This is a genomic window from Shewanella sp. MEBiC00475 (assembly GCF_005234075.1).
GTDB lineage: Bacteria > Pseudomonadota > Gammaproteobacteria > Enterobacterales > Shewanellaceae > Shewanella > Shewanella polaris.
Map to the genome: position 1 here is coordinate 2199703 of NZ_CP039928.1, position 26494 is coordinate 2226196.

Genomic DNA, 26494 nt, shown 5'->3' on the forward strand with positions numbered 1-26494 from the left:
TAATAAGCTAGTTATCGTTCAATATTAAAGCAGTAAGGCTGTAAAATGACGAAAGAATCTAACCCCAAGGACTTTTCCAAGCAACAGCGTATTCAAATCCATCAACCAGATGCCAGTAAAGCAGACCGTTTTAATCCGCGCAACCGTATTTACGTAAGAGCTGTCGATGGCTTATGGACATCGATACGCCGTAAGATGGGTTGGATTGCCATGTTATTCTTCTTACTTTTGCCTTGGATACCATGGGGAAATAGACAAGCAGTTTGGTTTGATCTTGCTGAGCAAAAGTTTCACGTGTTTGGTTTAACTATTTGGCCACAAGATTTAACCTTGCTCGCTGCACTATTTATGATCGCCGCGTTTGGGTTGTTTTTCGTTACCACTTATTTAGGTCGAGTGTGGTGTGGTTTTACTTGCCCACAGACAGTATGGACCTTTATTTTCATCTGGTTTGAAGAAAAGTTTGAAGGTGCACGTAATAAACGTATAAAGCTTGATCAAATGCCATGGAGTGTTAATAAACTCTGGCGTAAAACAGCTAAACATACCGCTTGGTTATTTGTCTCACTATTAACGGCCACTACGTTTGTTTCGTACTTTGTTCCAAGTCACGAACTCTATATCAACTTTTTTACACTTAACGCCAGTGGCGGGATTTATTTTTGGGTCGTATTTTTTACGGTTGCTACTTACGGTAATGCCGGGTGGATGCGTGAGATTATGTGCATCCACATGTGTCCTTATGCGCGTTTTCAAGCAGCAATGTTTGATAAAAATACCTATATAGTAGGGTACGATAGCCAACGTGGAGAAACCCGTGGCCCACGTACCCGCAAGCAAGATCCTAAAGAAATGGGGTTAGGTGATTGTATAGACTGTGATTTATGTGTCCAAGTGTGCCCAACAGGAATTGATATTCGTAATGGCCTGCAATATGAATGCATCAACTGTGGTGCCTGTATTGATGCATGCGATAACACCATGGAACGGATGGGATACGATAAAGGTCTCATTAGTTACACAACAGAAAACAAGCTTGAAGGTGTGCAAGAAAAGGTGTTGCGACCAAAGTTAGTTGGTTATGGCGTGGTACTGACGGTTATGATCCTAGTCTTCGTCTACGCTAGTGCGACCATCGCCCCAGTACGTATGGATGTCATTAGAGACAGAAATTCTCTTTATAGAGAAAACAACCAAGGCAACACAGAGAACACCTTCACCATTAAAATTCTGAATAAGACTGAGCAGCCGCAAGAATATGAGCTAAGTGTTGAAGGCTTGCCTAATGCCAGATGGATTGGCCCACAACATGTATCAATAGAATCGGGTGAAGTTTTGACCTTACCAATTAGTATCGCTGTTGATCCTATCGAGCTTAAGAGAAGTATCACCAAAATCGATATCAAAATCACTGCACAGATAGACGGTAATCCAATAGAGATAAAACAGGAAACTCGATTTTTCGGTGATTAGAACCGAGTGAAATAGCCATAAAAGGGACGAATAGTCCCTTTTTTGTTCTTTTCGTTTGAAAAAACACCTGTTAGTCATGTTTATCTAATATTTAAGCTTTTTATGCTTGCACTAAATCCTGTGTTGCCTATAATGCGCATCCACTGACACGGCAGACAGCGCAAGCGGTCACCGGGTTAGGTTGAATTAAGTGCTTCAAAACACTGAGTTCAGCAGCGAAAAGAAAGTTTGAAAAAACACTTGACGCCAACACGGGGAAGCGTAGAATACGCACCCCAAGCCAACGACCTAGCGTCTTAGGCTGCTAACATGAAAGACTTAAACTTCTTCATAGTGAGCAACGTTCTTTAACAATTTAAACAAGAAATCTGTGTGGACATTCACAGGTATTGAGTTATTCGAAATTGTCTTCTGTTCTTCGGAATGTTGGCAATCAAAAAATTTCAACTCAATGCAACGATGAATGTTCATAGCAATATGTAACAAGCATTTTATAGATTCTTCCGAGTTTATAAGGTGTAAATCAGAATTCATTGAGCCGAGATATTCCTAACAGAGTATTTCAAAAAACTTTAATTGAAGAGTTTGATCATGGCTCAGATTGAACGCTGGCGGCAGGCCTAACACATGCAAGTCGAGCGGTAACAGAAAGTAGCTTGCTACTTTGCTGACGAGCGGCGGACGGGTGAGTAATGCCTAGGGATCTGCCCAGTCGAGGGGGATAACAGTTGGAAACGACTGCTAATACCGCATACGCCCTACGGGGGAAAGGAGGGGACCTTCGGGCCTTTCGCGATTGGATGAACCTAGGTGGGATTAGCTAGTTGGTGAGGTAATGGCTCACCAAGGCGACGATCCCTAGCTGTTCTGAGAGGATGATCAGCCACACTGGGACTGAGACACGGCCCAGACTCCTACGGGAGGCAGCAGTGGGGAATATTGCACAATGGGGGAAACCCTGATGCAGCCATGCCGCGTGTGTGAAGAAGGCCTTCGGGTTGTAAAGCACTTTCAGTAGGGAGGAAAGGTAGCGTGTTAATAGCACGCTGCTGTGACGTTACCTACAGAAGAAGGACCGGCTAACTTCGTGCCAGCAGCCGCGGTAATACGAGGGGTCCGAGCGTTAATCGGAATTACTGGGCGTAAAGCGTACGCAGGCGGTTCATTAAGCTAGATGTGAAATCCCCGGGCTCAACCTGGGAATTGCATTTAGAACTGGTGAACTAGAGTCTTGTAGAGGGGGGTAGAATTTCAGGTGTAGCGGTGAAATGCGTAGAGATCTGAAGGAATACCGGTGGCGAAGGCGGCCCCCTGGACAAAGACTGACGCTCATGTACGAAAGCGTGGGGAGCAAACAGGATTAGATACCCTGGTAGTCCACGCCGTAAACGATGTCTACTCGGAGTTTGGTGACTTAGTCACTGGGCTCCCAAGCTAACGCATTAAGTAGACCGCCTGGGGAGTACGGCCGCAAGGTTAAAACTCAAATGAATTGACGGGGGCCCGCACAAGCGGTGGAGCATGTGGTTTAATTCGATGCAACGCGAAGAACCTTACCTACTCTTGACATCCACAGAAGCCGGAAGAGATTCTGGTGTGCCTTCGGGAACTGTGAGACAGGTGCTGCATGGCTGTCGTCAGCTCGTGTTGTGAAATGTTGGGTTAAGTCCCGCAACGAGCGCAACCCCTATCCTTATTTGCCAGCACGTAATGGTGGGAACTCTAGGGAGACTGCCGGTGATAAACCGGAGGAAGGTGGGGACGACGTCAAGTCATCATGGCCCTTACGAGTAGGGCTACACACGTGCTACAATGGCGTATACAGAGGGTTGCAAAGCCGCGAGGTGGAGCTAATCTCACAAAGTACGTCGTAGTCCGGATTGGAGTCTGCAACTCGACTCCATGAAGTCGGAATCGCTAGTAATCGTAGATCAGAATGCTACGGTGAATACGTTCCCGGGCCTTGTACACACCGCCCGTCACACCATGGGAGTGGGCTGCAAAAGAAGTGGGTAGTTTAACCTTCGGGAGAACGCTCACCACTTTGTGGTTCATGACTGGGGTGAAGTCGTAACAAGGTAGCCCTAGGGGAACCTGGGGCTGGATCACCTCCTTACCTATACGACTAACTCAATACCTAAAAGTGCAGAGATGCATGTGAGTGTTCACACAGATTACTTGTTAACTTCTTCGGAAGTAGAGTGAAATGCGCCGCGAGCCGGTTAGCATTGTTCTTTAACAATTTGGAAAGCTGATAGTACTAACTAAAGGCGCATAGATGATAATTCGTTGTCGTTTGTGTGATTACGTTAGTGCGAAAAATAATACTGATGCGAAAGCATCAGTATCTTGAGTTCTCAAAACACTGTTTAAGTGTCTTGAATATTCTAAAAACTAAGGCGAGTCCACTTCCTACCCTGGAGGTGAGACAAGTAAAAACCAGCTAGTTGCGATATAACGCAGGTGGTTCACGCAAGTGAAACTCATTTGGGTTGTATGGTTAAGTGACTAAGCGTATACGGTGGATGCCTTGGCAGTCAGAGGCGATGAAGGACGTAATAACTTGCGAAAAGCGTTGGCGAGCTAGTAATAAGCATTTGAGCTAACGATATCCGAATGGGGAAACCCAGCAGCATAAGCTGTTATCACTACATGAATACATAGTGTAGTGAGGCAAACCCGGGGAACTGAAACATCTAAGTACCCGGAGGAAAAGAAATCAACCGAGATTCCCCTAGTAGCGGCGAGCGAACGGGGATTAGCCCTTAAGTCTATGGGGTGTTAGTGGAATGTGTTGGAAAGCACAGCGGCACAGGGTGATAGCCCGTACATGAAAACTAACCATAGATGAAAACGAGTAAGGCGGGACACGTGACATCCTGTTTGAATATGGGGGGACCATCCTCCAAGGCTAAATACTCCTGACTGACCGATAGTGAACCAGTACCGTGAGGGAAAGGCGAAAAGAACCCCTGTGAGGGGAGTGAAATAGAACCTGAAACCGTGTACGTACAAGCAGTGGGAGCGGTTCTTGAGACCGTGACTGCGTACCTTTTGTATAATGGGTCAGCGACTTACGTTTTGTAGCGAGGTTAAGCGAATAGCGGAGCCGTAGGGAAACCGAGTGTTAACTGCGCGTTTAGTTGCAAGGCGTAGACCCGAAACCGAGTGATCTAGCCATGGGCAGGTTGAAGGTTGAGTAACATCAACTGGAGGACCGAACCGACTTATGTTGAAAAATGAGCGGATGACTTGTGGCTGGGGGTGAAAGGCCAATCAAACTCGGAGATATCTGGTTCTCCTCGAAAGCTATTTAGGTAGCGCCTCGAGCGAATACCATTGGGGGTAGAGCACTGTTAAGGCTAGGGGGTCATCCCGACTTACCAACCCTTTGCAAACTCCGAATACCAATGAGTACTACTCGGGAGACAGACAGCGGGTGCTAACGTCCGTTGTCAAAAGGGAAACAACCCAGACCGTCAGCTAAGGTCCCAAAGTGTATGTTAAGTGGGAAACGATGTGGGAAGGCTTAGACAGCTAGGATGTTGGCTTAGAAGCAGCCATCATTTAAAGAAAGCGTAATAGCTCACTAGTCGAGTCGGCCTGCGCGGAAGATTTAACGGGGCTAAACATACCACCGAAGCTACGGGTGCATTTCATTAGAAGTGCGCGGTAGAGGAGCGTTCTGTAAGCGGTTGAAGGTGAAGGGGTAACCCACACTGGACGTATCAGAAGTGCGAATGCTGACATGAGTAACGATAAAGGGAGTGAAAAACTCCCTCGCCGAAAGACCAAGGGTTCCTGTCCAACGTTAATCGGGGCAGGGTGAGTCGACCCCTAAGGTGAGGCCGAAAGGCGTAATCGATGGGAAACAGATTAATATTTCTGTACTTTTGCTAACTGCGATGGAGAGACGGAGAAGGCTAGGCTAGCGCGGCGTTGGTAGTCCGCGTTTAAGGTAGTAGGCTGTATTCTTAGGCAAATCCGGGAATACGTACTTAAATGTACAGGTTGAGAGCTGATGACGAGTCACTAAGGTGATGAAGTAGTTGATGCCATGCTTCCAGGAAAATCTTCTAAGCTTCAGGTTAGTAGAAATCGTACCCCAAACCGACACAGGTGGTCGGGTAGAGAATACCAAGGCGCTTGAGAGAACTCGGCTGAAGGAACTAGGCAAAATGGTACCGTAACTTCGGGAGAAGGTACGCTGCTGTCGGTGATGGGACTTGCTCCCTAAGCTGACGGCAGTCGCAGATACCAGGTGGCTGCAACTGTTTATCAAAAACACAGTACTGTGCAAAATCGCAAGATGACGTATACGGTATGACGCCTGCCCGGTGCCGGAAGGTTAATTGATTGGGTTATCTTCGGAGAAGCTCATGATCGAAGCCCCGGTAAACGGCGGCCGTAACTATAACGGTCCTAAGGTAGCGAAATTCCTTGTCGGGTAAGTTCCGACCTGCACGAATGGCGTAATGATGGCCACGCTGTCTCCAGCCGAGACTCAGTGAAGTTGAAATTGCGGTGAAGATGCCGTATACCCGCGGCTAGACGGAAAGACCCCGTGAACCTTTACTATAGCTTGGCACTGAACATTGAACCTACATGTGTAGGATAGGTGGGAGACTTTGAAACTTTGACGCTAGTCAGAGTGGAGTCAATCTTGAAATACCACCCTTGTAGTTTTGATGTTCTAACCGCGGCCCCTTATCGGGGTTCGGGACAGTGCCTGGTGGGTAGTTTGACTGGGGCGGTCTCCTCCCAAAGAGTAACGGAGGAGCACGAAGGTTGGCTAAGTACGGTCGGACATCGTACGGTTAGTGCAATGGCATAAGCCAGCTTAACTGCGAGACATACACGTCGAGCAGGTACGAAAGTAGGTCATAGTGATCCGGTGGTTCTGAATGGAAGGGCCATCGCTCAACGGATAAAAGGTACTCCGGGGATAACAGGCTGATACCGCCCAAGAGTTCATATCGACGGCGGTGTTTGGCACCTCGATGTCGGCTCATCACATCCTGGGGCTGAAGTCGGTCCCAAGGGTATGGCTGTTCGCCATTTAAAGTGGTACGCGAGCTGGGTTCAGAACGTCGTGAGACAGTTCGGTCCCTATCTGCCGTGGGCGTTGGATGATTGAAGGAAGCTGCTCCTAGTACGAGAGGACCGGAGTGGACGAACCGCTGGTGTTCGGGTTGTTATGCCAATAGCATTGCCCGGTAGCTACGTTCGGAATCGATAACCGCTGAAAGCATCTAAGCGGGAAGCGAGTCCTAAGATGAGTCATCCCTAGAGCTTTAAGCTCTCTAAAGGGCCGTAGGAGACTACTACGTTGATAGGCAAGGTGTGTAAGCGTTGTGAGGCGTTGAGCTAACTTGTACTAATGACCCGTGAGGCTTAACCATACAACCCAGATGGGTTTTACTGACCTTAGTGTTAGAATAGAGCGCTTAAGCAGTGCGAGACCTCAAGTAAGCTTTAATAAAGCATAATCAGCTTTTCGAATTATTATTTAATGCATTAAGAAAAATGCGTTAGATAAGCAAAATTTGTCTGGAAACCATAGAGCTGTGGCACCACCTGATCCCATTCCGAACTCAGAAGTGAAACACAGTATCGCCGATGGTAGTGTGGGGTCTCCCCATGTGAGAGTAGGTCATTTCCAGGCGCCTAATTGACTTGAAAGAGTCGTGAGACAGCCCGCTATTATATAGCGGGCTTTTTTACATCTGTAATTTGTTGTGAAATGGTTAGCGGATAAACAGGAATAAAAAACCGAGAACAACAGTTATCGTCATTCTCGGTTAGTAATATGAGAGTTAATAATTTAAATACTCACTTTACCGCATGGTAACGAACTCTTCAGCGCCCGTTGGGTGTATCGCAACAACTGAGTCAAAGTCGGCTTTGGTTGCGCCCATTTTCATCGCTACGCCAAAACCTTGAAGTATTTCATCCATTCCAAAGCCAATACCGTGTATGCCGACAACAACCTCATTGTCACCTGCACAAACTAGTTTCATTTTACAGGCTTGACGATGCGAGGTTATCGCAGAGTACATAGAGGTGAATGTTGAGGTATACACTTTAATGTTTTCTTTTCCGTATTTATCAGTAGCTTCTGGTTCTGTTAAACCCATAGTGCCAATAGGAGGATGGCTAAAGACTACGGTTGGAATTAAGCTGTAATCCATTTTGGCATCTTGCATGTTACCAAATAGCCGCTCAGACAATAACCGACCAGCTTTAACTGCTACAGGGGTTAACTCAACACCTCCAGCCATAATGTCACCAACACAGTAAATACCTTTAGCCGTAGTATTCTGCTGTTCGTCTGTAATGACGTAGCCTTTTGCATCTAGCTTCACATCAGTATGTTCTAAGCCGATGTTGCCAGTAGATGGTGAACGGCCAATGGCCCAAATTAGACAATCAACAGTTAACATTTTTTCATTTTCAAGAGCTAAAGTTAGGCTACCATCGGTATTTTTATTGACTGATTTTGGCACACTATTAGTGTGCAGCGTAGGGCCATCAGTTGCCATTGCTTCAACTAAAGCGTCTGTCAGAATAGGGTCAAAGTTACGTAAAGGAGCATGCTTACGTACCAATAGATGGGTTTCGCTTCCTAGCGCATGTAATACGCCAGCAACTTCTACGGCAATATAACCCGCGCCTATAACGGCAACACGTTTAGGTTGTTCGCGTAAGGCGAAAAAACCGTCAGAGTCTATACCATATTCGGCACCAGGAATATTTGGAATGCTTGGTGCTCCACCCGTTGCAACAACGATATGATCTGCTGTGTAATGTTCGCCATCGACTTCAATTGTGTTGTTATTGACGAATCGACCATATCCATTTAATAAGGTGACTTTATTACTTGCAAACCCACGACCGTAAGCATCATGAATACGGCTAATATAAGCTTCACGATTGTCGACTAGAGTATTCCAATTGAATTTATTGACGGTAACATCAAAGCCATAGTCTTTAGCGTACAAATTCAGTGCTTCGGCGACGTGAGCACCATACCACATGACTTTTTTAGGTACACAGCCAACGTTAACGCAAGTTCCGCCAACTTGTTTTGCTTCAATAATTAATACTTTCGCGCCACGCATTGCTGCACGGTTTGCTGAGGCTATGCCGCCACTGCCTGCGCCAAGCGCGATATAGTCAAAATGTTGAGCCATGATGATCTCCATTACGGTTAATGCCACCATTGTAAGGGGGTTTGTGTTTGCAATCTAGTCGTTAAGTTATTGCAAACATGGCAAAGCTTAGCGTTTGGGCTGGCAAATGCTGCGATCAACATCCGTGGGACCAGTGCTGGCGCACTTAAGGCAAGTGAATTCTTTTTTTCTAATATCAATTTCATCTTGATAATGACTAAATTGATTATTTCTTGTCTGGTGTAGTTTCTTTTGCAGGTGTTTAAGGCGATTATCGAGCCAGCGACAACTTGGATCATTGGCTATTGTGGACCTTGATGAGCGATTATTTGTTTGTTTTGTTATTTGGCTTTTAAGACTAGGTTTAAGGTAAATATCATCTGATTTATATTCTAACCCAGAGCGTGGTTTTTCGGGGACAATGATAACCTTACCCAGATGATCACTAGCATGTTGCGGAGGTAGTGAACTAGCATTATCATTGGTTAGTTGTGTATGTTGATTACGCTCTTTTGTAATGAGATCAGTTAGCTCGCCAGCTATTAATAGCTTACTTGGGAATGTTAATAACACAATAAATAAGCTAGTTGAATTTCGGGTAAGTGACGTTAACATAAGCTTCCTTGCTTGAGTAAATTGGGCTTCCTTTTGCTCTTAAGTTTAGCCTTGAAACACTCAAATGCCAGTGAACTATGTTAAAAAGTTAAGTTTAAATACACTCCTGCATAAGTTTGATCTAAGCTGCCCTGAACACCATCAGCACTAGCTTGCTGTTTAATGTCTTCTTGAGCAATACTGTGGCTAATGTGTGCAGATAATGACATCGAATCACTGATTTGATGTTCAGCTTCTAACCCAAATTGAAAATGATTAGCACCATCGTGTTGTTCGCTGCTGTATTGAAAGTCAACACCTTGTACTACATAGGGCGTTAACGTGAGTAGTTCATTAATTTCCCATGGGCTATGCAAACTCAGTTCAACAAAATAACCGCCAGCCTCAGTAGCAAATGTGTAATTAATAGCAGGAATAAGCCAGCTAAAACCGTTATAAGTTAATGAACTGAAAAACTCATTGTCGGATGCGCGCTCATCACCATAAAACTCTAAACGTTGATAGCCAATAGTGGCGTCGACGTCATCATGTAAATGTAGGGTGTATTCTATACCAGCATTCCATTCAATATAATGCACTTGGTCTGCTCGTCCTACTAAGGCATAAAGCGCCACATCGTCTTGTTCAAAACTGACAACTCCCCAAGCAATACCACCTTCATTTAAATTATTCCGACCTTCTGATATGTAATGATTGCTCCAAGCTATATCAAATCCCATAATTGGTTGGTTATCTGTTGTGGCAAGTGCTGGTATTGAAAACATTAAACTCATAACTGCAACTAAAGAAAGAAAAACAGTGCATTCACAATTTTTATTGCTAAAGATGGAAGTATAAAAGGTCATATTTGTTATGCTCGTAGTTAAAATGTAAATAAGTATGTCTTAATAAAGCGTATGGTAGTCTATTTATAGAAAGTTTAAATGATAATCAATTTTGTTTGGGATCTATCTGTCAATATTAGTTTTGTAAATTAATTGTAAACTGAATTTGAGATGTCGATCACTTTAATTGCCTAGTAATTGAGCTAGGAAGAAATGGCTTTGTATTTAGTTAAAATGATACAGTCAAAAATGGTTATAAAAGGCTTATGTATCATTTAGAAAGGCCAGTTATGTTTGTTGGGGAAATTGTTTCAACGCTTGAAAATGACATCAGGAAACCCAATATAAGGTAGATACTCTCAGCCCGGGATCTGAATAATAAAATCCCATCTTTTAACCCAAATTGAGGTTAAATACTCACGAGACATATTTCGAGGAATCTTTATGAGCAATCCATTGCTAAGTAGCGCAGAATTACCAGAATTTTCAAAAATTAAACCTGAACACATTCAGCCTGCGGTTGAGCAAGGCATTGCTAAATGTCGTGAGACCATTGATGCACTGTTAGCTAAAAATAGCCAATACACTTGGGATAACTTGATTGCACCTCTAGAAGAGGTTGATGATGAATTAAGTAAAATCTGGTCGCCTGTGTCACACATGAATTCGGTGATCAGTAGCGATGAATTACGTGATGCCCATGATGCTTGTTTACCACTACTGTCAGATTACGGCACTTATGTTGGACAGCATCAAGGTTTGTACGAGGCGTATAAATCGATCCATGAATCGGCAGACTTTGCACAACTAACTCAAGCGCAAAAAATGGTGGTTGAACAAAGCTTACGCGATTTTGAATTGTCAGGTATTGGTTTAGATGACAAACAGAAAGCACGCTATGGCGAAATGGTTAAGCGTTTATCTGAGCTAACCAGCAACTTTTCTAACCAATTATTAGATGCAACTCAAGCATGGACCAAACTGATTACTGACGAAGCCTATTTAGCTGGTTTACCAGAGTCAGCCATCGCAGCAGCAAAAGCCATGGCAGACGCGAAAGAGCAAAAGGGTTGGCTATTTACCCTCGATTTTCCATCTTATTTACCTGTGATGACTTATAGTGAAAACCGTCAACTACGCGAAGAATGCTACCGTGCATTTGTAACCCGCGCGTCTGATCAAGGCCCTAATGCTGGTGAATTTGATAACACCGACAATATGAACGAAATTATTGCGCTGCGTCATGAGTTAGCAAATCTACTCGGTTTTGCCAACTATGCTGAAAAATCGTTAGCGACCAAAATGGCCGAGAATCCAGCACAAGTATTGGGATTTTTAAATGAGTTAGGTGAACGCTCTGAAGAACAGGCAGCAACTGAGTTAGCCGAGCTACGCACATTTGCTAAAGAGCACTATAACGTCACTGAAATGGCGTCGTGGGACTTAAGCTTTTATGCTGAAAAACTACAACAACACAAGTATGAAGTATCGCAAGAAATATTGCGTCCGTATTTTCCTGAAAACAAAGTATTGTCGGGTTTATTTTACACCGTAAATCGTTTATTTGGCTTAACCATTAGTGAACAAAAAGGTGTAGATACTTGGCATAAAGATGTTCGTTTTTTCAATATTCATGATGCCGATAAAGTGCATCGTGGCAGTTTTTATCTCGATTTATATGCTCGTAGCGGTAAGCGTGGTGGCGCGTGGATGGACGATTGTCGCGGTCGCCGTGTAACCTCTACCGGGCTGCAAAAACCAGTAGCATATTTAACGTGTAACTTTAATGGCCCGGTGGATGGCAAACCTGCGCTATTTACCCATGATGAAGTGACTACATTGTTTCATGAATTTGGCCACGGCATTCACCACATGTTAACCAAGGTTGATGTGGGCGGTGTATCGGGTATTAATGGAGTACCATGGGATGCGGTAGAGCTACCAAGTCAGTTTATGGAAAATTGGTGCTGGCAAGAAGAAGCGCTAGCGGAAATATCTGGCCACTATGAAACGGGTGAGCCATTACCAAAAGAGTTGCTTGATAAAATGTTAGCGGCCAAAAATTTCCAGTCGGGCATGATGATGTTACGCCAACTTGAGTTTTCATTATTCGATTTTAGAATGCACCATGAATTTGACCCTAAAAAGGGTGTCGATATTCAGGGGATTTTAGATGAAGTTCGTAGTCAAATAGCGGTATTAACACCGCCAAGCTTTAATCGCTTTCAACACGGGTTTGCCCATATTTTTGCGGGTGGTTATGCTGCAGGTTATTACAGTTATAAGTGGGCCGAGGTTTTATCTGCAGATGCATTTTCACGTTTTGAAATTGAAGGCATCTTTAACTCGGAAACGGGTAAAAGCTTCTTAAACAACATTCTTGAAATGGGCGGTAGTGAAGAGCCTATGGAATTATTTAAACGCTTTATGGGACGTGAACCAAACACTGATGCTTTATTACGTCACAGTGGTATAGCGGTGTAAACTAACGAATAGTAATCGTTAAAAAGTTGAAAGCATAAACGTGAGTTTATGCTTTTTTTTGTTAAATCGAAAGTCAGTATCCCTATTTTGCACCAAATTCATCATTGTCAGTAAACTACAGCATCTACTTTAGGTATTAAATTCAACAAACTGATCTTGCTGTTCACGTTATATATATCGTTACGACAAACTTAAAAAGTATCGTTTATCGATAATTTATTGCTGATAAAAGGTTTGTGTGTTAACTTCAGTTTAACATTAACCAGCTTAGAATGATCATGGATAGAATTGTCTCGTTAAGTAAATGGATTAAATTGCTGATTGTATTTTTAGCTTTATTACAAGTCACTAGTTATAGCGGCACTATGGTGTTCGGAACATTCCAAGCGGGTGAATATGTGTTAACCATTGACTGGTGGGGTTGGTTTAGCAGCTATCTAGCCGTCGACTTTGGTACACCTTGGCAAGCACTCGCTCAAAGCCTTTATGATGCGGGATTTCATCCTGGGATCATTCTGGGCAGTGTTGAAATTCTACCTTACCTGTTTATTTACTATTTTCTCTACCAACTTTTTGGTCTGTATCAGCAAGGTGATGTGTTTACTCCAAGTAACTTCCGTTGCTTGAGCCGTATTGCCTTAGTATTTTTAGTCTGGATTTTACTCAGCCTTTTCTACCCGATGATCATCGCATTTACATTGCACTTTAGCGGTACATCTAGTGCGGTACCTGTTTATTTTAGCCTTGGCAGCCAAGAATTAAAGTATGCACTTTTCGGAATGGTTTTTTACTGTGTGGCATGGGTAATGAAGCATGCAACTGAGCTTCAAGAAGAGGCGGAGTTGACAATTTAATGGCCATAATTATTGAGCTGGATGTGATGTTGGCAAGGCGAAAAATGAAGTCCACTGAACTGGCTGAATTGATAGGTATAACCCCTCAAAATTTGTCGGTGCTTAGAAGTGGCCGCGCAAAAGCGATTCGATTTTCGACACTAGACGCTATTTGCGAGCATTTACAATGCTCGCCAGGTGACATTTTAGTCCACAAGGACGATGAATAAATTAAGGACAATAATATGCAAAATTTGCTTAAAAAAATAACCACAGTTGCAATGTTAGGCACCACAATGCTGGTTACTTCAGGGTGTACTATGCGCCTAAGTGAAAGCACCTTTATTGCCAGCGATGAAGTCCCCGCAGCCTTTACCGCTGAGTTTACTCAACAATTACAGCAGGCGATGCCTAATCATTTGATTACCCCAGTCAGCTTAGAGTCAATTGATCACGTTAAGTTAAATGGTTTTTATATCGATAACCCCAATAGCCTTACAACCTTGGTTTTTTATCAAGGCAACGGCATGAAAATCCAACCACATGGCCTGTCGGTACTGACCACATTATCAACGCTCAATACCGACATTTTAGTAATGGATCGTCGTGGATTAGGGGCAAGTGAAGGCCAACCAAGCATTAACAATATTATTGCAGATGCACAGCAACAACTGGATTATTTACATCAGCAATATCAGCCTGAAAAAGTGATATTGCACGGTTACTCATTAGGCAGTTTTATTGCCGCTGATTTAGCAAAAAATAATAAAATAGATGCGCTGGTTTTACACGGTTCAGCAACTAATGCCGACGACTGGGTTGATGAAAAAACACCGTGGTATATGGCACCGTTTATGACTTTGGAAATGTCAGAAGATTTTCGTAAAACAGATAATAAGCAAGTGGTAGCGCAATATTATCAAGGGCCATTATTGGTGATTGCGGCAGAAGATGATGAAGAAGTCCCGCCTGAACTGTCTGAAAAACTGTTTGTAGCTAGTCAATCAGCCAATAAGCAGTTAATTATGGTGCCCAACGTTGGCCATCAAGGCATGTTAGACGATGCCAATACCATGAGTCAGTATCAGGCATTTTTGAAAGGATTGTGATTTAGTTTTATCCAAGATAATTTCACATGGATGTGGACAGTGTTGCTATTGATCTAAAGGCGGCTGCCATAACTCGACTTTATTACCTTCAGGATCGATGACCCACGCAAACTTGCCGTATTCAGATTCATCTATTTTATCGAGGACATTACAGCCTTCTGCTTTGAGGGCTGCGACGACAGCGTGAAGGTCTTCAACGCGGTAGTTAATCATAAATGGGGCTTGGCTTGGGGAAAATTGGTCGCTTTTATCTGAACTTACCGCCCAGATAGTGGTTCCACCAGTGGGCTTGTCATTTGAGTCGCTCCAAGAAAAAGCCGCGCCGCCCCATTCCTGAACATCAATGCCGAGATGACGCTTGTACCAGGCTTGCAATGCAGGAGCATCTTTTGCTTTAAAAAATATGCCGCCGATACCAGTGACTCGTTTCATGTGAACCTCCGATGTTATCTTCTTAAAATTGATTTACTTATATTAATATGTTGTTTTTTTATTTGCATTAGTTAAGTTCAAATCAACTCTTTCGTTATATCTTACCCGCCACTATAAGGTTTTAACTAAGCAGTAAGTAATGTGGCCTTTTGGGTATTCTGGCAATTCACCAAAGACCTTATAGCCGAGTTTTTCGTAAAATACCTTGGCTTGAAAGTCGAGTGTTTCAGTGCGAATATATTGAAAGCCTTTTGACTTTGCATACGCTTCAGCTTCATGCATCAGTTTAGAGCCGAGTCGATGACCACGGGCTTCTTCGGACAGCCAGAGTAATTCGATAATGCAGTAGTTCCAAAATGCATTAGCGCGAATACCGCCAACAACCTGACCCGCTTCGTTTCGAGCAAATACCGCAAAACGAGTATCAGGCTCAAGCACTACCTCGGTTGGCATATGCTGTTGATTAAATTCTTGAATGCCTTCGCTGATTGTTTTTAGGTCGTCCGATGACGGTGAGGATGCTAATTCAATTTTCAAGTGAGGCTCCATTTTTCGTAAGACAGCACATTAAGTAAGTCATTATCTACCTGTGATGTAAAGGCTTTCAATTTTTTATGCATACTAGTTTGGTTCAAATTAAAGCCGATGGGGTGATGCTGCTGTAATCTTCTGTTTCAGGAGGGGAACCATCGAGCTGTCATGGATGGCGAATAGCGAGTCAAACAAGCATTAATTCACATGGTTTTATTGTTTACAACCACCATGATTTCAAGCATAAAAAAGAGGTGCTTTGCATAATGCCGTTCACTTAAGGTGAGCGGCATTTTTTCTTTTTGCCACAGGGTACTTGTTTTTACTGACTTTTAAGCACCTTGGATAACTTCTTTCTCGTTTACCCTCCAACTTAAACTGTTTGGCATTTCTCTCTATATCTAAAATGAGTTTGGGGACATTGCCTGGTGCATATAACGGCATATGGGTGAGTTTATTAATAATATGAGATGAAGCATCTCGAAAACTGAGCTGATTTGGAAATACGCTTTTAAGGGATTTCGCCATTAATATCATTTTATAACGTATTAAATTATAAGCTAATAATAACCCCCATAACTCCTGGTGTATCAGCTCTGGAAGGTTGCTTCTCAGCGTAAATCGAGTTTCTAGCATATATTGCTTCATTTCTCGATAACCCAGCTCTATCTCCCAGCGATGGGCATATAAATCAACAATCTCAGCACTCGGATAGGCCATAGGATCAAGCATTGAGCTAAGGACACTAACCTGTTTACCTTTTATCTGACGAGTGGTTAATCTGGCTTCGATTGTGACTGGCAAATCAGGACGTTTCTTTCTCGATTGGGGCGTTGTACTTAGCCTGACAAGCTTATCGTGCTTACCTAAGCTGCGAATTTCCTCATATTGAGTGCCTTTTTTTAATGGCAATAACCAGTGAGTATTGACACCTTTTGACTGCCAATCATGTAATAAACCGAGCGAATAAAAGCCCTTATCAAATAAGGTCAAACTGTTGTCAGGCACACGTTTGATAAGCTTAGCGGCTAAGTTCATTTCATTTTCAGCAACACTGTCAAAGGCGCTATCTACGAGTAAATGGCTACTGAGCTCCATCATGCAAACCATTCGAACTTGCGGGTAACCTGACTCACTTGCTTTGTTTGCTGTACGCGCAAAAGCTGCGCTATTTTCTTTCGTTTCAGGCGTTCGCCATACCACGCCATCAACACCAAAGAGGTTCAAACCACACCAATGAGGATGTTCAGCGCGTTGATGCCAAGTGGCGGCTGAACGATAGAATATATCGCGCACCACATTACTATCCAACTTTTTTCTAGCCTGTGTTACAGCACTTCTAGCGACATAATCAACTTCTTGTGGTAGCACAATATCAAGCTTGTTAATCAATTGACGAACGGATTCATTGCGAAATAAAGACATACCAATAACAGCCCAAACCATAGCATCCATGGGGAGTTTTCGTCGTCTTAATGTGGCAACACCGTTGGAGTCTAGACAAGATTGAATAATATCGGGCTCAAGGACATCAGCAAGGCATGAGAATTCAGTCTGGCGGTTAATTGAAGTGCGGGCAAGAGCTTCTGAAAGTTCCATAAAAAAATCCGATAATGAAGATTATCGGATTTTGGCAGACTGAAAAGATCGGTCAAGAGATCGGTTTATTTTTTTATAACTTCAGTTCTTAACTGATCGGCATTAGTGCTTTGCACCTCTTTTTCGTGTCATTTCATGTTGATTCGCAGCCGATAAATATCTCGCGATGAATGACGCCTTGGTAACACATTACGCCAATTTTAAATCGTACTGATTGCGGTACATCACCATGTCTTCTATGGTCAATACGGGCATATTATGTTTGCGACCAAAAGCGACAATTTCTGGCGCTTTGGCCATAGTGCCATCTTCGTTGGTTAATTCGCATAAAACACCAGCTGGCATTAATCCTGCCATTTGCATTAAATCAACCGTGCCTTCCGTATGGCCACGGCGAGTCATTACGCCGCCAGCGCGAGCTCGTAATGGGAATACATGCCCTGGATGAGCTAAGTCAGAAGCTTTAGCGTCGCGGTTTGCCGCTGTTTTAATCGTGGTAACACGATCTTGAGCTGAAACACCTGTTGTTACACCAAGCTTTGCTTCTATAGAGATGGTAAAGGCGGTTTGATTGGCACTGTTATTATTAACAACCATCGGTGGTAATTGCAGTTTATTCGCGTGCTCGTCGGTTAAACATAAACACACAATGCCGCTGCATTCGCGGATCATTAATGCCATTTGGACGTTGGTTAAATGCTCTACTGAATAAATAACGTCGCCTTCATTTTCGCGGTCTTCATCGTCTAGTAATAATACGCCTCGACCTTCTCTTAATGCGGCTAATGCGTTTTCTACACGAGTGATCGGTTCGCCAAATACGGCAAGTAGTGATAGCTGATTCATGGTTGTACTCCTAAAATGACCAGAATCAGGGCTTTAGTAAAGAGGGATATAAATCCAAAACAAATTGCACCTAAAAGCCGAAGCTTATCGATGTATCTCTATTCTCTCTCATCCGGACTATAACCGTCGGCTCTGGACTGTTAGGCTTTACCCGTTTAAGAGTTATAGCCTATGTCACCAGATCTGCTGACCTCGACGAATCGAGCGCTCGCGGGCTCACTTTTTCAAGTATACCGCCGGTGGGGAATTGCGCCCCGCCCTGAGAATTATAAACAATAAGTTTGTGTTAAATAATGGGAGCTTAAAGTGTGACTCCCCAAAATACACGCAACTATGGTAATCAGTTCAGATTAAGATGAAAAGGGGGATCGGTCGCATTAATGTAATAAAGCATTGCTAATGACTGTTTTATGAGAGGAACAATACTATTTCTCACTCACTTCAAGTATGACCTTGGCATATTATGTGTCGAATGAAGTGAACGTGCTTGCTCGCTGGTATGACCTTTGTTAGCCTATTGCGCTTACATTAGGAGTAAATTGTTCATGAACCTGTATTTTCGTTTTATTTGGTTGTTTTTATGGCGAATAGGTCATTGTAAAAAAGTAAGTTTTTTAGGTACTAGCCGCATTGATTATCGTGTGTTGCCGTTAGATTGTGATATCAATTTGCATTTAACCAACTCTCGTTATCCTGCTTTTTTTGATTTAGCACGAACCTATTTGATTGCCGAATTAGGCTTGATGAAACAGTTTTTAAAAAATAAATGGTTACCCATAGTCAATGCTGCAGAATTTACTTATATCCGCGATATCAAACCGTTTGAAAAATTTACCATCGAAACTAAAATGGTCGGGTGGGATGAAAAGTACTTTTATATTGAACACCGTATTCTTACTAAGCGTGGTCTGCATTGTATTGCCCACGTTCGCGGGGTATTTATGTGTCGAGGCAAGCAAGTTCCTGTTGAAACCTTAATTGCAGCAGCAGGATATACTGATGACATGCCTGAAATGCCACCAGAAGTCGTTAAGTGGAAACAGTTTTTACAACTTAAAAAAGAGCGTAATATTTAATCTCCGAAAGTTGAAATATATTCCAAAGTAAACTGAATTGCTGGCTGTAACGTATCTGTGGCTCAGTGTTGATATATTATTTTGCCGTGTCGTTGATTTATTGTGAGGATATTGTGTGGCGAAGCTAGAAAAGTTTAATGATATATGGTCGCGCGCTTGTGAACGTAAAGGTGGTCCAGAAGCGGTAACGTCATTATTGCCAAAAACCTTAATGGCTGATGATATTCGCGAATATTCAGATGCCATTTTATTGTCAGCGCTCAGTAAGCAAGTCTTTCAAAGTGGCTTTGTTTGGCGGGTTGTGGTCAACAAATGGGCTGCTTATGAAAAAGCCTTTTTTGACTTTGAGCCGATGAAGGTTCTAATGTTATCACCTGATCAAATTCAACAACGTGCTAGCGATCCTGGATTAATTAGACATCAAAAGAAAACCCAAGCCATTGTTGATAATGCCTACATGATCCAACGTATTAGTGAAGAGTATGGTAGTTTTGCGGAGTTTATTGCTCAATGGCCAACGGATGATATTACCGGTTTATGGCAATCACTTAAAAAGCGTGGCACTCGTTTAGGCGGTAATACCGGGCCTTATTTTTTACGTACTGTAGGCAAAGATACTTTTTTACTTACCCAAGATGTACAGGCATATTTAACAGGGCATAAAGTGGTAGACGCGGGTTTTACATCGCAAACAGCTTTGCGTCAGTCCCAAGCGGCGTTCAATCAATGGCAACAAGAATCGGGCATGAGCTTGGCGCATATTAGCCGAGTTATTTCGCTTGGTGTTGGTGATAATCGGGTATAGCTTAATGTACTTATGCTTGATATCGAGATAGGAACATAACAACGATGGACGAAGCTACCTCATCTTTTTGTTGGTCATTTAATGGTTTTTCTATTTGAAATATTAAAGGCCAAAAACATTGACCCTTAATCAAGCTTTGTAATTCTGCTTGGGCTTGTTCAACACTAGTTACATTTAATCGAGCATCTTGAATTGCCGCTTTTATCCAACGAAAAGTGGCCGTTTCTTCCTTGATTATTTTTTGTATTTCTTCTTGTATTTCAGTCGTATAAAATAAATGTCCAATCACCATTCGTGATACTTCAATGTGTTCTTCTGATTGAATGTAATCAATATCTATTCGCACCAACTGTTGCAGTTGATCCGCCAAAGATTGATGTGAATTGTATACTAAAGAAGGTTGAGCTAATGCTTGCTTCCATAGGTCGGTCATTAAGCTTATGACCAAAGATTCTTTTGTCGCAAAATGATTGTATACCGTACGTTTAGATACCCCAGCCACTTCGGCTAATTTATCCATACTAGTAGCTGTAACCCCTAATTCTTTAAAGGTTGTTCTGGCTGCTTCAATAATCGCGGCACGTTTAATTTGGCTACGAGTTTGTTTTTCTGTATTCATGATAATCACGACAAAGGATTTATTTGATATATTTTACACTGAGCAGTTTACTTTTCAATGGGAGATTATTAAACTACACCGTGTAGTATACTTGTTGGTGCCAAAATGAAGGTTTTATCAGGTGTTATCATTGTTTTTATGGTGCTCGCAGCCATTATTTGGTTAACAAAAATTGGGACGGCAAACAAAAAAAATAAACCATTTACCAATAGCGAAAAAGCATACCAAGCTGGTTTAAGTAGTATATGGCCGATTGCCAAAGCTTATTGGAAAACGCAACGTCAGGCACCAGCCCCTAAAGATGCCGTTCCTTTGATAGCATTAACAGCAGATATATTGGCACAATCGACAGAAGATGCAGTATATCGCTTAGGCCATTCAACATTATTGATGCGTATAGACGGCGAATACTTATTAATTGATCCGGTATTCAGCGAACGAGCATCACCCGTACAGTGGGCTGGTCCAAAACGATTTCATCAATCACCCATTAGCATTGCTGATTTACCGGCGATAAAAACCGTTATTATCAGCCATGACCATTACGACCATCTTGATAAAGCTGCAATTGAACAATTGGCTGCTAACGTTCAGCATTTTGTGACGCCACTTAACGTCGGTGAATACTTAACCGCTTGGGGAGTTGACCCTATTCAAGTGACCGAACTGGAATGGTGGCAATCTGTTGAATTAAATGGCCTAAGTATTACTGCAACCCCGGCACAACACTTTTCTGGCCGCGGCCTATTCGATCGTAACCAAACGTTATGGGCGAGTTGGGTGATCCAAGGGTTAAAACACAAAGTATTTTATAGTGGTGACAGTGGCTATTTTAACGGTTTTAAACAAATAGGTGAGCGTTTTGGCCCCTTTGATCTGAGCATGATTGAAACGGGGGCTTATAATGAATTATGGAGCGATATTCATATGTTGCCAGAGCAGAGCTTACAAGCGCATATTGATGTTAAAGCCAAAGCAATGATGCCCGTTCACAATGGCACGTTCGATTTAGCATTACATGATTGGTTTGAACCATTTGAGCGCATTAATCTGCTAGCCAAGCAGTATAATGTCACCTTACTAACACCAAAATTTGGTCAAGCAGTCATGTTGGCCGACCCACAAGCTAATGAGCTGTGGTGGCATGCCATTATGGTTGATCCTAAAAAGATGGATGAATTAAATGAGGTTGTCACGAGTAACCACTAAATTATTATATTCATAGTGCATACAATTAAGTTGTGTGAGTCAAAAACGATTTTACCAACATGTTATTAAACAGTGAATTTAATGAGGTGTTCGGTCTGGTTTGTTTGATTATTTATTCAGATATCACAATCAATTAACAAATTAACTATAGATAACGTAAACTTATTATTTATTTACAATTTAATATCTATTGTTAAGTTGTTTGAATTTTATACCTATGCGATAAAGAACCCAGAAATTTTTATAGATTAATAATTAGCTATTATCAAATAAGCAGCTCAAAATTAAGCATGCCATATTGATATAAATCGGAGTAGGAGCAACCATGCATAAAGCATTGAAAGTCGCTGCAGTAATATCTGCAGCATTATGGATTACCGCTTGTGGTCAAGGGGATGAAAATGCCCAGGCGCAACAACAACGTCCACCTACTCCAGTTGGTGTGATGACTGTTGAAGCAGTTTCACAAGCTATTAAGGTTGAATTACCTGGCCGTAGCCGCGCTTTTTTGGAAGCCGAGGTGCGCCCACAAGTATCAGGAATTATTACTAAACGTGCCTTTGTTGAAGGTACCGAAGTAACACAAGGTCAGTCACTTTATCAAATTGATTCTGCCACTTATAAAGCTGCATTAATCAGTGCCGAAGCCGATTTAGCCAGTGCCAAAGCTTCGTTAGCATCAGCTAAAGCTAAAGCTGCTCGTTATGCACAATTGATTAAAACTAATGCAGTGAGTAAGCAAGATTTTGACGAAACAGAAGCGGCTTACAAAGAAGCACAAGCAGCAGTGACTGTGGCTAAAGCAGCCATTAATACAGCAAAAATTAATCTTGAATATACAGAGGTAAAAGCACCGATTTCTGGTCATATTGGTAAGTCGTCTGTGACTGCTGGTGCGCTAGTTACCGCAAATCAAAGTACAACACTCGCGACCATTCAACAGCTTGATCCGATTAATATCGATATTGTTCAGTCAAGTGCGCAACTATTACGTTTAAAAGCCAATTTGCGTTCAGGCCAGTTATTGAAAAGTGACAATGCTAAAGTGACCTTAATGCTTGAAGATGGCAGTACTTATGAGCATGAAGGTATATTGCAGTTTGCCGAAGTTAATGTTGATGAAACCACTGGTTCAGTCACATTACGTGCCGAGTTCCCTAATCCTGATGGCACATTGTTACCTGGTATGTACGTTCGTGCGATATTAAATGCTGGCCAAGACCCTCAAGCTATTTTAGTACCACAGCGCGCTATTACGCGTAATAGTAAAGGTCAAGCCGTCGCGATGCTCGTTGATAAAGACAATAACGTTGAAATGCGCGTGGTAAAAACCGCCGAAGTAATTGGCAATCAATGGCGTATTGTTGATGGCTTAGCTGCGGGAGATAAATTAATTGTCGAAGGGTTACAAAAAATTCGCGCAGGCGCACCCGTTTCACCACAAACATTAACGGCTGACCAACCACAAAAGTAGGGATAAATTATGGCTCGCTTTTTTATTGATCGCCCTATCTTTGCTTGGGTGATTGCATTATTAATTATGCTCGCAGGTGTACTAGCCATTAAAGGCTTACCCATTGCACAGTATCCGAGTATTGCACCGCCAACCGTGGTGATCAGTGCTTACTATCCAGGTGCTTCGGCTAAAACCATGGAAGATACGGTCACTCAGGTGATTGAACAGCAAATGACTGGCTTGGATCACTTACGTTATATCTCCTCCACCAGTGATAGTTTTGGTAATACCAAGATTACCTTAACGTTTAATGCAGAGGCCGATCCTGATATTGCCCAAGTTCAAGTTCAGAACAAGCTACAAGCTGCTACACCATTGTTACCGACTGAAGTTCAACAACAAGGCGTAAAAGTTAACAAGTCCAGTTCTGGGTTTTTAATGGTATTAGGTTTTGTGTCTCAAGATGGTTCAATGGGAAAAAGTGACATTGCTGATTATGTTGCTGCCAACATTCAAGACCCAATGAGTCGCGTACCTGGAGTGGGTGAACTCACGCTTTTTGGTGCGCAATATGCTATGCGAATTTGGTTGGACCCGCTTAAATTAACCCAATACAACTTAACCAGTATTGATGTTACTACGGCGATTGGTGAGCAAAATGCGCAAATTTCAGCGGGTCAGTTAGGTGGTGCGCCATCGCTTGCTGGTCAAGAACTTAACGCGACAGTGACAGCTCAAAGTCGTTTACAAACACCTGAGCAATTTAAACGTATTATTCTTAAATCTGATTCGTCAGGGGCAAATGTTTATCTTGAAGATGTCGCTAAAGTTGAACTCGGTGCAGAAAGTTACGCTGTCACTTCTTATTATAATGGTAAACCCGCGTCAGGTTTAGCTGTTAAATTAGCTACCGGTGCCAATGCACTGGACACAGCTACAGGCGTTAAAACCAAAATTAATGAGATGAAAGCATTTTTCCCGCAAGGGCTAGAAGTCGTTTATCCCTATGATACTACCCCATTCGTAGAGCAATCAATTGAAGGTGTTGTGCATACATTGATAGAAGCCGTTATATTGGTATTCTTGATTATGTATCTGTTCTTGCAAAACTTTAGAGCAACGCTTATTCCTACTATTGCTGTACCTGTGGTATTGCTAGGTACGTTTGCTGTGTTATCAGCAGCAGGTTTTACCATTAACACGCTCACCATGTTTGCGATGGTATTAGCTATTGGCTTGCTGGTGGACGATGCCATTGTTGTCGTAGAAAACGTTGAACGAGTCATGTCTGAAGAGGGCTTAAGTCCTGTAGAGGCCACTCGGAAATCAATGGATCAAATTACCAGTGCCTTGGTTGGTATCGGATTAACCTTATCGGCGGTATTTGTTCCTATGGCCTTTATGTCGGGGTCCACAGGGGTAATTTATCGTCAGTTCTCCATTACTATTGTGGCCGCGATGGCTTTATCAGTATTTGTGGCAATTGTACTGACACCAGCATTATGTGCCACGATGTTGAAACCCGTTAAAAAAGGTCATACCTACGCTGAAACAGGCTTTTTTGGCTGGTTTAACCGTAAGTTTGATGCTCTTACTGTACGTTATGGGAATACTGTAGGCGGTATTATTAAGCGTTCATTCCGTGCCATGATGGTTTACGTTGTGTTGGTTATCGCAGTGGCTTGGATTTTCTTACGTATGCCAACCGCTTTCTTACCCGATGAAGACCAAGGTATCTTGTTTACCCAAGCTATTTTACCTACTAACTCGACCCAAGAAAGTACTGAAAAAGTGTTGCGAAAGGTGTCTGACTATTACCTAAATGACGAGAAAGACATTGTTAGATCAGTGTTTACCGTATCCGGCTTTAGTTTTGCGGGTTCAGGTCAAAACATGGGTATCGCGTTTGTTGGCTTAAAAGATTGGTCTACCCGTGAAGCGCCTGGTGAAGATGTGAAATCGTTGGCAGGTCGAGCAATGGGACGCTTTATGCAAATTAAAGAAGCCCTAGTATTTGCTTTTGTACCGCCATCAGTTATTGAGCTGGGTACCGCAAATGGTTTTGACTTGTATTTAAAAGACTTGAGTGGCCAAGGTCATGAAAAGTTAATTGAAGCTCGTAATCAACTGTTTGGCTTAGCAGCGCAAAACCCGAACTTAGTTGGGGTAAGGCCTAACGGTCAAGAAGATGCGCCTATGTATCAAATTCATTTAGATCATGCCAAATTACGTGCATTAGATATTGATATTAGTAATGCAAACACAGTGTTGGCAACTGCGTGGGGTGGCTCTTACGTCAATGACTTTATTGATCGCGGCCGCGTGAAAAAAGTCTATGTGCAAGGCGAAGCCAAATACCGCATGCAGCCAAGTGACTTAGACTCTTGGTATGTGCGCAATAGTAATGACGAAATGGTACCATTTTCGGCTTTTGCTACTGGCTCATGGGAGTATGGTTCACCACAGCTACAACGTTTTAACGGTGTTCCAGCGGTTAACATTCAAGGCGCAACGGCACCCGGTTACAGTACTGGTGATGCTATGGATTCACTTGAAGAAATGGCTAAACAACTTCCGCCTGGATATGCTTTAGAGTGGAATGGTTTATCCTATGAGGAACGTTTATCGGGTAACCAAGCGCCAAGTTTATATGCTTTATCGGTATTAATCGTGTTCTTGGTGTTAGCGGCACTGTATGAAAGCTGGGCAATACCATTATCCGTTATTTTAGTGGTTCCTGTTGGGGTTATCGGTGCGCTAGTGGCCATGAGTAGTCGCGGCTTATCTAACGATGTATTTTTCCAAGTGGGCTTGTTAACGACAGTGGGACTGGCAACTAAAAATGCTATCTTGATTGTTGAGTTTGCGAAGGAATACTACGAGAAAGGGTCTGGCTTATTTGAGGCAACCTTACATGCAGTTAGAGTGCGTTTACGTCCTATTTTAATGACCTCACTGGCATTTGGTTTAGGAGTTCTGCCGTTAGCGCTTAGTACGGGCGTCGGTTCTGGTAGCCAAAATGCCATTGGTACTGCTGTAGTGGGCGGTATGCTATCGTCGACATTCTTAGGTATTTTCTTTATTCCGGTGTTCTTTGTGGTCGTTGAAAGTATTTTCAGCAAGCGTAAAAAACCGACCGAGGAAGAAGATGAAATTGTTGATAACGATAGAAAGTCGGTTTAATTTGTAAATTCGATTAAGAAAAAGCCCAGTTTTGCTGGGCTTTTTTGTGCCAGTAATAACAATATTAACCTAAGCATTAATAAACTTATTAACAAGCATTAAGTGATCATTTCAAAAGAGTATTTTGTTCATTTATAGTAACGAAACTTAAATAGTGTTTAAAAAACACTCATGAAAAATTAGCATTAGGCATTTGAAAAAATTGACTATTAAAATTTTAGCTGTGTA

Annotated in this window: 18 protein-coding genes, 3 rRNA genes and 1 riboswitch; of the genes, 13 read left to right on the top strand and 8 right to left on the bottom strand. The window is 42.6% G+C overall.

Going from position 1 to position 26494, the window contains the following annotated elements:
- Positions 1-45: 45 nt before the first annotated feature.
- From ccoG to rrf, 4 genes are all read left to right on the top strand, one after another.
- Positions 46-1473 (top strand): cytochrome c oxidase accessory protein CcoG, encoded by a 1428-nt coding sequence (gene ccoG / locus FCN25_RS09695; protein WP_137224175.1) that lies wholly within the window; start codon positions 46-48, stop codon positions 1471-1473.
- Positions 1474-2046: 573 nt separating this feature from the next.
- Positions 2047-3589: ribosomal RNA gene (locus FCN25_RS09700) — 16S ribosomal RNA — on the top strand.
- Positions 3590-3971: 382 nt separating this feature from the next.
- Positions 3972-6875: ribosomal RNA gene (locus FCN25_RS09705) — 23S ribosomal RNA — on the top strand.
- 147 nt (positions 6876-7022) lie between these two features.
- Positions 7023-7138: ribosomal RNA gene (gene rrf, locus FCN25_RS09710) — 5S ribosomal RNA — on the top strand.
- Together the 16S, 23S and 5S rRNA genes form the textbook arrangement of a ribosomal RNA operon.
- Positions 7139-7310: 172 nt before the next feature.
- Here the strand turns inward: rrf and gorA are convergent.
- The 3 genes from gorA to FCN25_RS09725 form a co-directional block, all read right to left on the bottom strand.
- A complete protein-coding gene (gorA, locus tag FCN25_RS09715; protein ID WP_137224177.1) occupies positions 7311-8666 on the bottom strand; it encodes a glutathione-disulfide reductase in 1356 nt (451 codons plus the stop codon).
- An 87-nt stretch (positions 8667-8753) separates the two neighbouring features.
- The gene (locus tag FCN25_RS09720; RefSeq protein WP_137224179.1) at positions 8754-9260 is read right to left on the bottom strand and encodes a hypothetical protein; all 507 of its coding nucleotides are present in this window, start codon (positions 9258-9260) and stop codon (positions 8754-8756) included.
- A gap of 80 nt (positions 9261-9340) precedes the next feature.
- The gene (locus FCN25_RS09725) at positions 9341-10033 is read right to left on the bottom strand and encodes a hypothetical protein (RefSeq protein WP_137224181.1); all 693 of its coding nucleotides are present in this window, start codon (positions 10031-10033) and stop codon (positions 9341-9343) included.
- 495 nt (positions 10034-10528) lie between these two features.
- Here FCN25_RS09725 and prlC point away from each other — a divergent pair, with 495 nt between their 5' ends.
- The 4 genes from prlC to FCN25_RS09745 all read left to right on the top strand — a co-directional run bounded on the left by prlC (position 10529) and on the right by FCN25_RS09745 (position 14510).
- On the top strand, positions 10529-12568 hold the full coding sequence (prlC, locus tag FCN25_RS09730; RefSeq protein ID WP_137224183.1) for an oligopeptidase A: 2040 nt from the start codon (positions 10529-10531) through the stop codon (positions 12566-12568).
- Between the two features lie 278 nt (positions 12569-12846).
- The gene (locus FCN25_RS09735; RefSeq protein ID WP_254693746.1) at positions 12847-13422 is read left to right on the top strand and encodes a DUF2975 domain-containing protein; all 576 of its coding nucleotides are present in this window, start codon (positions 12847-12849) and stop codon (positions 13420-13422) included.
- A complete protein-coding gene (locus FCN25_RS09740; RefSeq protein WP_137224187.1) occupies positions 13422-13631 on the top strand; it encodes a helix-turn-helix transcriptional regulator in 210 nt (69 codons plus the stop codon). Before FCN25_RS09735 ends, FCN25_RS09740 begins: the two co-directional genes overlap by 1 nt.
- A gap of 15 nt (positions 13632-13646) precedes the next feature.
- Complete coding sequence (locus tag FCN25_RS09745) at positions 13647-14510, top strand: alpha/beta hydrolase (protein ID WP_137224189.1); 864 nt, start codon at positions 13647-13649, stop codon at positions 14508-14510.
- A 45-nt stretch (positions 14511-14555) separates the two neighbouring features.
- Here the strand turns inward: FCN25_RS09745 and FCN25_RS09750 are convergent, their stop codons facing one another.
- The 4 genes from FCN25_RS09750 to ribB all read right to left on the bottom strand — a co-directional run bounded on the left by FCN25_RS09750 (position 14556) and on the right by ribB (position 17918).
- Positions 14556-14942: a VOC family protein gene (locus FCN25_RS09750; protein ID WP_137224191.1), complete on the bottom strand. Its 387-nt coding sequence runs from the start codon at positions 14940-14942 to the stop codon at positions 14556-14558.
- Positions 14943-15053: 111 nt separating this feature from the next.
- On the bottom strand, positions 15054-15479 hold the full coding sequence (locus FCN25_RS09755) for a GNAT family N-acetyltransferase (RefSeq protein WP_137224193.1): 426 nt from the start codon (positions 15477-15479) through the stop codon (positions 15054-15056).
- 267 nt (positions 15480-15746) lie between these two features.
- The gene (locus FCN25_RS09760; protein WP_137224195.1) at positions 15747-17072 is read right to left on the bottom strand and encodes an IS4 family transposase; all 1326 of its coding nucleotides are present in this window, start codon (positions 17070-17072) and stop codon (positions 15747-15749) included.
- Between the two features lie 189 nt (positions 17073-17261).
- Positions 17262-17918, bottom strand: a complete 657-nt coding sequence (gene ribB / locus FCN25_RS09765) for a 3,4-dihydroxy-2-butanone-4-phosphate synthase (protein WP_137224197.1) — start codon at positions 17916-17918, stop codon at positions 17262-17264.
- 96 nt (positions 17919-18014) lie between these two features.
- A riboswitch (FMN riboswitch) is annotated at positions 18015-18189 on the bottom strand.
- 274 nt (positions 18190-18463) lie between these two features.
- Here ribB and FCN25_RS09770 point away from each other — a divergent pair.
- Positions 18464-18994, top strand: coding sequence for a thioesterase family protein (locus tag FCN25_RS09770; RefSeq protein WP_137224199.1), 531 nt, complete (start codon positions 18464-18466; stop codon positions 18992-18994).
- Positions 18995-19109: 115 nt separating this feature from the next.
- A complete protein-coding gene (locus FCN25_RS09775) occupies positions 19110-19799 on the top strand; it encodes a DNA-3-methyladenine glycosylase I (protein ID WP_137224201.1) in 690 nt (229 codons plus the stop codon).
- A gap of 10 nt (positions 19800-19809) precedes the next feature.
- Here the strand turns inward: FCN25_RS09775 and FCN25_RS09780 are convergent, their stop codons facing one another.
- Positions 19810-20418, bottom strand: a complete 609-nt coding sequence (locus tag FCN25_RS09780; RefSeq protein ID WP_254693747.1) for a TetR/AcrR family transcriptional regulator — start codon at positions 20416-20418, stop codon at positions 19810-19812.
- 105 nt (positions 20419-20523) lie between these two features.
- Here FCN25_RS09780 and FCN25_RS09785 point away from each other — a divergent pair, with 105 nt between their 5' ends.
- From FCN25_RS09785 to FCN25_RS09795, 3 genes are all read left to right on the top strand, one after another.
- Positions 20524-21627 (top strand): MBL fold metallo-hydrolase, encoded by a 1104-nt coding sequence (locus tag FCN25_RS09785; RefSeq protein WP_137224205.1) that lies wholly within the window; start codon positions 20524-20526, stop codon positions 21625-21627.
- Positions 21628-21952: 325 nt separating this feature from the next.
- Positions 21953-23101, top strand: coding sequence for an efflux RND transporter periplasmic adaptor subunit (locus tag FCN25_RS09790; RefSeq protein ID WP_137224207.1), 1149 nt, complete (start codon positions 21953-21955; stop codon positions 23099-23101).
- A 9-nt stretch (positions 23102-23110) separates the two neighbouring features.
- The gene (locus tag FCN25_RS09795) at positions 23111-26266 is read left to right on the top strand and encodes an efflux RND transporter permease subunit (protein WP_137224209.1); all 3156 of its coding nucleotides are present in this window, start codon (positions 23111-23113) and stop codon (positions 26264-26266) included.
- The last annotated feature ends 228 nt before the right edge of the window (positions 26267-26494 follow it).

Bases quoted from the DNA above. Each gene is read 5' to 3' on its own strand.
- FCN25_RS09740 (WP_137224187.1), top strand. From the start codon at position 13,422: ATGGCCATAATTATTGAGCTGGATGTGATGTTGGCAAGGCGAAAAATG.
- FCN25_RS09780 (WP_254693747.1), bottom strand. From the start codon at position 20,418: ATGAATACAGAAAAACAAACTCGTAGCCAAATTAAACGTGCCGCGATT.
- FCN25_RS09770 (WP_137224199.1), top strand. From the start codon at position 18,464: ATGAACCTGTATTTTCGTTTTATTTGGTTGTTTTTATGGCGAATAGGT.
- gorA (WP_137224177.1), bottom strand. From the start codon at position 8,666: ATGGCTCAACATTTTGACTATATCGCGCTTGGCGCAGGCAGTGGCGGC.
- FCN25_RS09790 (WP_137224207.1), top strand. From the start codon at position 21,953: ATGCATAAAGCATTGAAAGTCGCTGCAGTAATATCTGCAGCATTATGG.
- ccoG (WP_137224175.1), top strand. From the start codon at position 46: ATGACGAAAGAATCTAACCCCAAGGACTTTTCCAAGCAACAGCGTATT.
- FCN25_RS09785 (WP_137224205.1), top strand. From the start codon at position 20,524: ATGAAGGTTTTATCAGGTGTTATCATTGTTTTTATGGTGCTCGCAGCC.
- prlC (WP_137224183.1), top strand. From the start codon at position 10,529: ATGAGCAATCCATTGCTAAGTAGCGCAGAATTACCAGAATTTTCAAAA.
- FCN25_RS09760 (WP_137224195.1), bottom strand. From the start codon at position 17,072: ATGGAACTTTCAGAAGCTCTTGCCCGCACTTCAATTAACCGCCAGACT.
- FCN25_RS09745 (WP_137224189.1), top strand. From the start codon at position 13,647: ATGCAAAATTTGCTTAAAAAAATAACCACAGTTGCAATGTTAGGCACC.
- FCN25_RS09725 (WP_137224181.1), bottom strand. From the start codon at position 10,033: ATGAGTTTAATGTTTTCAATACCAGCACTTGCCACAACAGATAACCAA.
- FCN25_RS09750 (WP_137224191.1), bottom strand. From the start codon at position 14,942: ATGAAACGAGTCACTGGTATCGGCGGCATATTTTTTAAAGCAAAAGAT.
- FCN25_RS09795 (WP_137224209.1), top strand. From the start codon at position 23,111: ATGGCTCGCTTTTTTATTGATCGCCCTATCTTTGCTTGGGTGATTGCA.
- FCN25_RS09720 (WP_137224179.1), bottom strand. From the start codon at position 9,260: ATGTTAACGTCACTTACCCGAAATTCAACTAGCTTATTTATTGTGTTA.
- FCN25_RS09735 (WP_254693746.1), top strand. From the start codon at position 12,847: ATGGATAGAATTGTCTCGTTAAGTAAATGGATTAAATTGCTGATTGTA.
- ribB (WP_137224197.1), bottom strand. From the start codon at position 17,918: ATGAATCAGCTATCACTACTTGCCGTATTTGGCGAACCGATCACTCGT.